The 6,364-nt window shown below is 64.4% G+C and carries 6 protein-coding genes; 5 read left to right on the top strand and 1 reads right to left on the bottom strand.

Going from position 1 to position 6,364, the window contains the following annotated elements; all coding sequences use genetic code 11:
- Positions 1–177: 177 nt before the first annotated feature.
- Entirely contained in the window at positions 178–1,350 is a 1,173-nt protein-coding gene (locus CWO89_RS39370; RefSeq protein ID WP_130583693.1) for a M20 aminoacylase family protein, read from the bottom strand.
- 212 nt (positions 1,351–1,562) lie between these two features.
- Between CWO89_RS39370 and CWO89_RS39365 the strand changes: the two genes are divergently transcribed.
- From CWO89_RS39365 to CWO89_RS39340, 5 genes are all read left to right on the top strand, one after another.
- Positions 1,563–3,182, top strand: a complete 1,620-nt coding sequence (locus tag CWO89_RS39365) for a GMC family oxidoreductase (RefSeq protein ID WP_130583692.1) — start codon at positions 1,563–1,565, stop codon at positions 3,180–3,182.
- 133 nt (positions 3,183–3,315) lie between these two features.
- Positions 3,316–3,657, top strand: coding sequence for a helix-turn-helix domain-containing protein (locus CWO89_RS39360; RefSeq protein WP_130583691.1), 342 nt, complete (start codon positions 3,316–3,318; stop codon positions 3,655–3,657).
- A gap of 5 nt (positions 3,658–3,662) precedes the next feature.
- Positions 3,663–4,571, top strand: a complete 909-nt coding sequence (locus CWO89_RS39355) for an alpha/beta fold hydrolase (RefSeq protein WP_130583690.1) — start codon at positions 3,663–3,665, stop codon at positions 4,569–4,571.
- Positions 4,572–5,123: 552 nt separating this feature from the next.
- On the top strand, positions 5,124–5,813 hold the full coding sequence (locus tag CWO89_RS39345; protein ID WP_165421511.1) for a glutathione S-transferase family protein: 690 nt from the start codon (positions 5,124–5,126) through the stop codon (positions 5,811–5,813).
- Between the two features lie 24 nt (positions 5,814–5,837).
- Positions 5,838–6,364 (top strand): class I SAM-dependent methyltransferase (locus CWO89_RS39340; RefSeq protein ID WP_130583687.1); only part of this gene is annotated, 527 nt, incomplete at its 3' end.

The raw sequence follows: 6,364 nt of genomic DNA, 5'->3' as shown, positions 1-6,364 counted from the left end.
ACCGTAACTGAAGATCCCGTCGTCCATCCTGGAAGCCGGCTCGTCGAGGTAAAGCGGACATAGGTCCGATCGATCGATGCTGGTCCTCGACCTGCGACATCCGAATGAAAAGCCCCGCCATTGCTGGCGGGGCTTCACGTGTTTCAGGTAGGGGACCAACTTTGCCCACGGCTGCAGTCACGCCGCCAGCGTGTTCTCCACCAGCTTGATCCAGTAGGACGTGCCGTAGACGATCGCCTCGTCGTTGAAATTGTAGGCGGGGTGATGCAGGCCGGCGCTGTCGCCGTTGCCGCAGAAGATGAAGGCGCCGGGGCGCGCTTCCAGCATGTAGGCGAAATCTTCCGCGCCCATCATCGGCGGCATTTCGTGGACGTTATTCTCGCCGGCGATTTCCTTGGCGATCCTGGTCGCGAACTCGGTCTGCGAGCGGTGGTTGACGGTGACGGGATAGCCGCGTTCGTAAGTAAGATCCATTTTGGCGCCGGTCATCTGCGCGACGCCGGCGACCACCTCATGGATGCGCTTCTCGACCAGCGCTCTCACCTCCGGCGTCAGCGTGCGCACCGTGCCGCGCAGCTCCGCGGTCTGCGGGATCACGTTGCGCGCATTGCCGGCGTGGAATTCGCAGATCGAGATCACGGCCGAATCCAGGGGATCGACGGTGCGCGAGACGATCGACTGCAGCGCCGTGATCAATTGCGAGCCGACCAGCACGCTGTCGATGCATTTGTGCGGCCGCGCGGCGTGGCCGCCGTGGCCTTCGATCCTGATGTCGATCGCGTCCGTTGCCGCCATGATCGGGCCGGTCCGGATGGCAAACGAGCCGACGGGGATCCCAGGGCCGTTATGCATGCCGTAGACCTGCTCAATGCCGAACCGCTCCATCAGCCCGTCCTTGATCATCGCGGCGGCACCCGCGCCGCCCTCCTCCGCCGGCTGGAAGATCACGACCGCGTTGCCGGCAAAATTGCGGGTCTCGGCGAGGTAGCGGGCGGCGCCCAGCAGCATCGCGGTGTGCCCATCATGGCCGCAGGCGTGCATCTTGCCCGGCGTTTTGGAGGCATAAGGCAGACTGGTCTCCTCCTCGATCGGCAGCGCATCCATGTCGGCGCGCAGCCCGATCACCCTGATCTCGCCATTGCCAGCGGGTTTCTTGCCCTTGATGACGCCGACCACGCCGGTGCGGCCGAGCCCCGTGGCGACCTCATCGCAGCCGAACTCGCGCAGCCGCTCCGCAACGAATGCTGCAGTGCGGTGGGTATCGTACATCAGCTCGGGATGTTCATGGATATCCCGCCGCCAGGCCTGGATGGCGGGCTGCAGGTCGGCGACGCGGTTGACGATGGGCATGGCACTTCTCAGATCTGTGATTCAAACGTCCGTGATCTTTCTACCATGCAAGCTGCGGTCCACCCAACAGGCGCGGCTGGCTGCCCATGCCCAGCCGTCATGGCTGGACTTGTACCGCCCACCCACCTCTGACTATTAGGACAGCAGAAAATCGCACGGACGCCTGGAACATTTTCGGGCAACGCTGACGCGGACGGGTGGAAAGCAAGAGAATGCCTGGAAAGCTCGAGGGTGATTTCGACTATATCGTCGTGGGCGCCGGCACCGCCGGCTGCATCATGGCCAACCGGCTCTCGGCCGATCCGGCAAAGCGCGTGCTGGTGCTGGAAGCCGGCGGCGACGATAACTGGATCTGGTTTCACATCCCGGTCGGCTATCTCTTCGCGATCGGCAATCCGCGTTCCGACTGGATGTTCAAGACCGAGGCGGAGCCCGGCCTCAACGGCCGCGCGCTGGCCTATCCCCGCGGCAAGGTGATCGGCGGCTGCTCAGCGATCAACGCCATGATCTCGATGCGCGGACAGGCCGCCGATTACGATCACTGGCGCCAGCTCGGCCTCACCGGCTGGGGCTATGACGACGTGCGGCCGGTGTTCCGTGGGCTCGAGGATCATTTCCTTGGGCCGAGCGAGGACCATGGCTCGGGCGGCGGATGGCGCATCGAGGCGCCGCGGCTATCCTGGAAAGTGCTGGACGCCGTCGGCGATGCCGCGGAAGAAATGGGCATCAAGCGCATTCCCGATTTCAACACCGGTGACAACGAAGGCGTGAGCTATTTCCACGTCAACCAGAAGCGCGGCCGCCGCTGGTCTTCCGCGCGCGGCTTCCTGAAGCCCGCATTGCACCGGCCGAATCTGCTGCTGGAAAAGAACGTGCTGGTCGATCGCCTGATCGTGGAACAAGGCCGCGCCGTCGGCGTGCGCTTTTTCCGTGGCAATGAGATCATCGAGGCCCGCACCAAGGGCGAAGTGATCCTGACCGCCGGCGCGATCGGATCGGTGCAGGTGCTGCAGCGCTCCGGCATCGGGCCCGCCGACTGGCTCGCACCGCTCGGCATCGACGTCGTACTCGACAAGCAGGGCGTCGGGCGCAACCTGCAGGATCATCTGCAGCAGCGCGCGATCTACAAGGTGACCGGCGTGCGTACGCTGAACGAGACCTATTACTCGCTGTTCCGCCGCGGCCTGATGGGCCTCGACTACGCGCTGCGCCGCCGCGGGCCGCTGACCATGGCGCCGTCGCAACTCGGCATCTTCACGCGCTCGGATCCGCGCCGCGAGCGCGCCAACATCCAGTTCCACGTGCAGCCGCTGTCGCTCGACAAGTTCGGCGATCCCCTGCACCGCTTCCCCGCGATCACGGTGAGCGCCTGCAATCTGCAACCGACCTCGCGCGGCACCGTGCGCATCCGCTCCAGGCAGCCGGACGAGAAACCGTCGATCGCGCCGAATTATCTCTCGACCGACGAGGACCGCCAGGTCGCCGCCGATGCGATCCGCACAACGCGGCGCCTGATGAAGCAGAAAACGCTCGCGCAATACCGGCCAGAAGAATATCTGCCCGGCCCTTCCGTCGGCGATGACGATGCATCGCTCGCCAAGGCCGCCGGCGATATCGGCACCACGATCTTCCACCCCGTCGGCACCGCCAAGATGGGCACGGCCAACGACCCGATGGCCGTGGTCGACGAACGCCTGCGCTTCTACGGCATCGCCGGCCTCCGCGTCGCCGATGCGTCCGTGATGCCGACGATCACGTCGGGCAATACCAACACACCGACCGCGATGATCGCGGAGAAGGCTGCTGCGATGATTTTGGAGGACGCCAAGTAACAAAGCCCGTAGCCCGGATGAAGCGCAGCGTAATCCGGGAGCAATTCGCACGTGGCGGCAACCCCGGATTGCGCTACGCTCCATCCGGGCTACGTTGCTGCTACGTTCCCAAAGCAACCGAGGGAGATCAGCGATGAACGTCAAGAAAAAAGTGCCCGCCCATACCAAGGGGTCCGGCAACATTTTCGCTGATCTTGGCCTGCCGAATGCCGAGGAGCATCAGTTGAAGGCGGTATTGGTCGTTCAGCTCAAGCGGCTGATGGCCGAACGGAAGTTGACTCAAACGGAGGCCGCCAAGCTGGTCGAAATGAAACAACCCGACCTGTCGAAACTCCTGCGGGGTCACCTCAGGCTCGCGTCCGTGGAAAAACTGATGCGGATGCTCACTGCTTTCGACCAGGACGTGGAAATCAGGTTGAAGCCGCATCGTAAGCGCGGCGAGGCAGGCCGGATCACGCTTGTTTCTGCGGCGTAGAATGCATGGTCAGTCAGCGCCGCCTCTCGATCGGGTCTGCAGATAAGCACATTGCGCTGGTGCAATGGGCCGGGGAAGGCTCGCACCGGCCGCCTGCACTTCTGCTTCACGGCACCGGTTTTGTGGCCAATGTCTGGGATGACGTCGCGTGCGATCTTGCATCCGACTATACGGTGTATGCACTCGATCGCCGCGGCCACGGCGACAGCCACAAGCCCGCGGCGAACTTCTATCACTTTCAGGACTACGCGCAGGACGTGTGCAGCGTCGTCGAGGAGCTCGGCCTGCACGACATCTACGGCATCGGCCACAGCGCAGGCGCAACCGACCTGCTGCTTGCCGCAAAACTACTGCCCGGACGTTTCGCACGCCTGTTCGTGATGGAGCCGACCGTCATGGATCCGTGCGCCGCGCGCGACGGCGTGACGGGATTGAGCGAACGAGCAACCTCCTCCGTGCAAGGCGCCCTGCGCCGCCAGGCCGAGTTCGACAGTTTTGACGCGGTGTTCACCCGTTATCGCGCCGCGCCGGCATTTGCGGATTGGTCCGAGACTTCGCTCTGGGCCTATGTCAGGCACGGCTTCGCGCCCCTGGAGAACGGAAGGGTACGGCTCCGTTGCACGCCCCAAATCGAGTCGGCGATCCTGCGCCCGATCTTCGAGGCGATGGAGCAGGTCTACGCCGGAGATGCGCGCGGCAATCCTTTCGGCTGGCTCAGTGAAATCGATTGCCCCGTGCGCGTGGCCACGGCCGAAAAATCCTGGCCGATCTACAAGGAGATGGCGTCACGAGCCGTCTCGCTCATTCCCGATGTCAGCACGTGGAATTTTGAGGGCATCGGCCACTGCGTGGCGCAGGAAGCGCCGCCAATGCTGTTGCAGGCACTGCGGGAATTCGCGCGATCGGAACGATGAAGCCCACTCGCTGCAGCACCGAGGGTGCGCGGACTCATCGTTCCTGCCCAGGCTGGCTTGCTTTCGGTGGCACGACGATGGCGCCAGCGTTAGGGTGACGATCGTCGGCGAGCGCTCCCTGCCGGACGCCATCACCTCGCATTCGTCCATCAAATAGGAACGGCCGTGTTCCATTCGCGCCGGCAACGGCCGGCGTGTGCGATTGTCCAGACTTAGTATCTTGCGCGTTGGCCGCGGTCGCGGCCAGAGCCAACACAAACGCGATTGCTGGTCTTGACATGACGGGCTTCTCCTCTTGCGCGCGGGACGAACGCGCGGCGACACGACTTGGTTTCGGTCACCGTCGGGGAGGAACGGGGCGCCAGGATGGCAGCCATCTAGACGGACAATCAGACTGTGGCTGCGCGTTAGTGAGTCCACGCCCTAGCTCGTCCGCAAACCATCAAAACGCTGAACGTCCATCATGTAACAATTGAAGTTGCGACAAATATGAAGAGGCGTTATATCGTCGCGCAGCCGGGCGCGCTGCGCTGCCACCGACGATCGGGAGTCATGAAACTCTACAACTTCGCCTTCGGCCCCTATCCGCAGCGGTTGACCATCTACGTCGCCGAAAAGGGCCTCACGGATATCGAACTGATCCGTTTGTATCCGCCGATCGACAAGACGAATTGGCCGCCGGCCTTCCTCCAAGGTCTCACGCCCGCCGGTTCGTTGCCGATCGTCGTAGACGACGACGGGACGGTGGTCGGGCAGTCGCTGGCGATCCTCGAATATCTCGAGGACACCCGTCCCGGCCCAGACATGCGCGGCAGGACGCCGGCGGACCGGGCGCGCACGCGGGAGCTCGTCACCGTCTTCGACGACGCGCTTTCGTCCTTCGCCCTGTGGGCCCGGCACGGCAGCCATCTGAGCCGCGGCATCGATCGCGAAAGCCGCGACATCGCCGAGATCTGCGCTCCCAGCTATTTCCAGAAACTGCGGCTCGCCGAGCGGATGATCGGCGATGCCGGATTCCTGGCCGGCGATGCAGTGACCATCGCCGATTGCGTGGCGATGGCGACGCTTCGTTTCGCCGACGGCTTCTACGACGTCCCGATCCCGTCCGATTGCTCCCGGCTCTCCGATTGGTACGCGCGCTTCTCGTCGCGGCCGAGCGTGCCGGCCCACGACTTTCCTCCCCATCAGCACGCGCTCGCGCGTCATCTGATGACGCAGACCGGGATTTCGATCGAGCCATGAAACGCGTCACCCTGGAGAGCGCGCATGAAGAATGACGCGTCCACCGCTGTCGCGCCGGTTTCCGAGATCTTGCGCCACTTCAGCGATCCTGCAGCAGTCGCCCGCTACGCCGAGGATACGCCGCGCAAGGTGCCGGGCTTCACCGATCTTCAGCGCATGGCGTCGGTGCTGCTCGCCGAACGCGCGCCGGAAGCGGCTGATATCCTCGTCCTCGGTGCCGGCGGCGGTCTGGAGCTGAAGGCGTTCGCCGAGGCAAGGCCGCGCTGGGGCTTCACGGGGATAGATCCCTCGGCGGAGATGCTCGATCTCGCGCGCAACGTGCTGGGGCCGCTCGCCTCGAGGGTCCGGTTGGTGCAAGGGTTGATCGAAGACGCGCCTGCCGGCCCCTTCGATGGCGCGACCTGCCTGTTGACGCTGCATTTCCTTTCGAAGCCAGGGCGCCTGCGCACGCTGTGCGAGATGCGGCAACGGCTCAAGCCGGGCGCGGCGCTCGTCGTGGCGCATCACAGCCGGCCGCGGGACGGCGCGCTCGAACGCTGGCTGACGCGGTC

The sequence above is a fragment of the Bradyrhizobium sp. Leo170 genome, from assembly GCF_004296405.1.
Lineage (GTDB): Bacteria > Pseudomonadota > Alphaproteobacteria > Rhizobiales > Xanthobacteraceae > Bradyrhizobium.
The sequence above is the reverse complement of the archived record's forward strand: the minus strand, read 5'-3'. Positions and strand labels throughout refer to the sequence as shown.

Excerpts from the sequence above, each read along its gene's own strand:
- CWO89_RS39345 (WP_165421511.1), top strand. The coding sequence starts at position 5,124 with ATGAAACTCTACAACTTCGCCTTCGGCCCCTATCCGCAGCGGTTGACC.
- CWO89_RS39365 (WP_130583692.1), top strand. The coding sequence starts at position 1,563 with ATGCCTGGAAAGCTCGAGGGTGATTTCGACTATATCGTCGTGGGCGCC.
- CWO89_RS39370 (WP_130583693.1), bottom strand. The coding sequence starts at position 1,350 with ATGCCCATCGTCAACCGCGTCGCCGACCTGCAGCCCGCCATCCAGGCC.
- CWO89_RS39355 (WP_130583690.1), top strand. The coding sequence starts at position 3,663 with ATGGTCAGTCAGCGCCGCCTCTCGATCGGGTCTGCAGATAAGCACATT.
- CWO89_RS39360 (WP_130583691.1), top strand. The coding sequence starts at position 3,316 with ATGAACGTCAAGAAAAAAGTGCCCGCCCATACCAAGGGGTCCGGCAAC.